Origin of the sequence: Edwardsiella sp. A.80236 (assembly GCF_044540725.1) — a bacterium.
Lineage (GTDB): Bacteria > Pseudomonadota > Gammaproteobacteria > Enterobacterales > Enterobacteriaceae > Edwardsiella > Edwardsiella tarda.
The window spans coordinates 1-2538 of sequence record NZ_JBIUCY010000047.1 but is presented as its reverse complement, the minus strand read 5'-3'; the positions used below and the strand labels follow the sequence as shown (position 1 = coordinate 2538).

At 62.4% G+C, this 2538-nt stretch carries 2 protein-coding genes and 1 pseudogene; 1 reads left to right on the top strand and 2 read right to left on the bottom strand.

Annotation, left to right across the window (positions count from 1 at the left end; all coding sequences use genetic code 11):
* Positions 1-107: 107 nt before the first annotated feature.
* Together ACEQFP_RS17340 and ACEQFP_RS17335 are read right to left on the bottom strand one after the other, a co-directional pair.
* A complete protein-coding gene (locus ACEQFP_RS17340) occupies positions 108-992 on the bottom strand; it encodes a DMT family transporter (protein ID WP_000058717.1) in 885 nt (294 codons plus the stop codon).
* 137 nt (positions 993-1129) lie between these two features.
* Positions 1130-1522 (bottom strand): cysteine hydrolase family protein, encoded by a 393-nt coding sequence (locus ACEQFP_RS17335; RefSeq protein WP_001351729.1) that lies wholly within the window; start codon positions 1520-1522, stop codon positions 1130-1132.
* 3 nt (positions 1523-1525) lie between these two features.
* Between ACEQFP_RS17335 and ACEQFP_RS17330 the strand changes: the two are divergent.
* Positions 1526-2538: pseudogene (locus tag ACEQFP_RS17330) on the top strand (Tn3 family transposase); the annotation flags it as partial.

Genomic DNA, 2538 nt, shown 5'->3' with positions numbered 1-2538 from the left:
TGCCCTCTACTTGCTCTGCCTGCCGGCGCTGCGTCGCGGGCTTTGGAGCGGCGCAGGGCAACGAGCCGATCGCTGATCGTGGAAACGATAGGCCTATGCCATGCGGGTCAAGGCGACTTCCGGCAAGCTATACGCGCCCTAGGAGTGCGGTTGGAACGTTGGCCCAGCCAGATACTCCCGATCACGAGCAGGACGCCGATGATTTGAAGCGCACTCAGCGTCTGATCCAAGAACAACCATCCTAGCAACACGGCGGTCCCCGGGCTGAGAAAGCCCAGTAAGGAAACAACTGTAGGTTCGAGTCGCGAGATCCCCCGGAACCAAAGGAAGTAGGTTAAACCCGCTCCGATCAGGCCGAGCCACGCCAGGCCGAGAACATTGGTTCCTGTAGGCATCGGGATTGGCGGATCAAACACTAAAGCTACTGGAACGAGCAGAAGTCCTCCGGCCGCCAGTTGCCAGGCGGTAAAGGTGAGCAGAGGCACGGGAGGTTGCCACTTGCGGGTCAGCACGGTTCCGAACGCCATGGAAACCGCCCCCGCCAGGCCCGCTGCGACGCCGACAGGATCTAGCGCTGCGTTTGGTGTCAACACCAACAGCGCCACGCCCGCAGTTCCGCAAATAGCCCCCAGGACCGCCATCAATCGTATCGGGCTACCTAGCAGAGCGGCAGAGATGAACACGACCATCAGCGGCTGCACAGCGCCTACCGTCGCCGCGACCCCGCCCGGCAGGCGGTAGACCGAAATAAACAACAAGCTCCAGAATAGCGAAATATTAAGTGCGCCGAGGATGAAGATGCGCATCCACCAGATTCCCGTTGGAATCTGTCGGACGATCATCACGAGCAATAAACCCGCCGGCAACGCCCGCAGCATCGCGACCGTCATCGGTGAGAAGTTCGGCAGGTATTGGGTGGTGACAATGTAGGTGCTGCCCCAAATGGCAGGTGCTATCGCTGTGAACAATAAATCGGGCGTGCGTAATGACATGCGATTACAAGACCTCCGCTACGGCGATGGGTTTTTGAGAGTTGCAGGCGCCGCGATGACCGCACCCTGACTTGGACTGGCCCTGCCTCGCACCAATCCACCTGCGGCTATGGCCGCGATCATGCGAGGCCCGAAAATTACACGACCTGTACACGTCCGCCGAACCCGGAACGCAACAGAGCTTCGTGGGCATCCCGATCCGGGTCGTAGCAGCAGTCCTGGACCAAACGCACGTCGTAGTCCGCATCACTAGCCCAGGCGACGCTTGAAAGAACAACGCCGGTGGTGCTTATCCCGGCCATGACAAGCGTGCTTACGCCGCGCGTCCGAAGGTCGGCGTCGAGCGCCGTGCCATAAAAGACGCTGGCTCGCGGACATGCATAGAAAAGGTCGCCCCGTTCGATCGCAAGCCCTTCGACGGGCAGACCGGTGCGAAATCGTCCGCTCGGGAGATACGGTGAGATTTGGCGATTCGTCGCCGGCGGCGCATGTTCATACTCTTCGCCGAGCGAAAAGTTGGGGAACAGCACGGGCCGGCCGCGCAAGGCGTGCTGGCAGCCGTGCAGACCCTGCGTGAGATGAACGCCGACAACCTGCGCAAGGTGCCGGCCGATGCACCCACGGCCTTCATCAAGCCGCGCTGGAAGCCGCTGGTGATCACCCCGGAAGGCCTCGACCGGAAATTCTACGAAATCTGCGCCCTGTCCGAGCTGAAGAACGCCCTGCGCTCCGGCGACATCTGGGTCAAGGGCTCGCGGCAGTTCCGCGACTTCGACGACTACCTGCTGCCGGCCGAGAAGTTCGCCGCACTCAAGCGCGAGCAGGCCCTGCCCCTGGCGATCAACCCGAACAGCGACCAGTACCTGGAAGAGCGTTTGCAGCTGCTGGACGAGCAGTTGGCCACCGTCACCCGCCTGGCCAAGGACAACGAGCTGCCCGATGCCATCCTCACCGAGTCAGGGCTGAAAATCACCCCGCTGGATGCGGCGGTGCCGGATCGGGCGCAGGCGCTGATCGACCAAACCAGCCAGTTACTGCCGCGCATCAAGATCACCGAACTGCTGATGGACGTGGACGACTGGACGGGCTTCAGCCGCCACTTCACCCACTTGAAGGACGGGGCCGAGGCCAAAGACAGGACGTTGCTGCTGTCCGCAATCCTCGGTGATGCGATCAACCTCGGGCTGACCAAGATGGCCGAGTCGAGCCCCGGCCTGACCTACGCCAAGCTGTCCTGGCTGCAAGCCTGGCACATCCGCGACGAAACCTATTCGGCGGCCTTGGCCGAGCTGGTCAACCACCAGTATCGCCACGCCTTTGCCGCCCACTGGGGCGACGGCACGACCTCATCCTCCGATGGCCAGCGCTTCCGCGCGGGTGGCCGGGGCGAGAGCACCGGGCACGTCAACCCGAAGTACGGTAGCGAGCCGGGACGGCTGTTCTATACCCATATCTCCGACCAGTACGCGCCGTTCAGCACCCGCGTGGTGAATGTCGGCGTCCGCGATTCCACCTATGTGCTCGACGGCCTGCTGTACCACGAGTC

What these genes read in the sequence shown, in the direction of transcription:
- ACEQFP_RS17340 (WP_000058717.1), bottom strand. Translation starts at nt 992, where the DNA reads ATGTCATTACGCACGCCCGATTTATTGTTCACAGCGATAGCACCTGCC.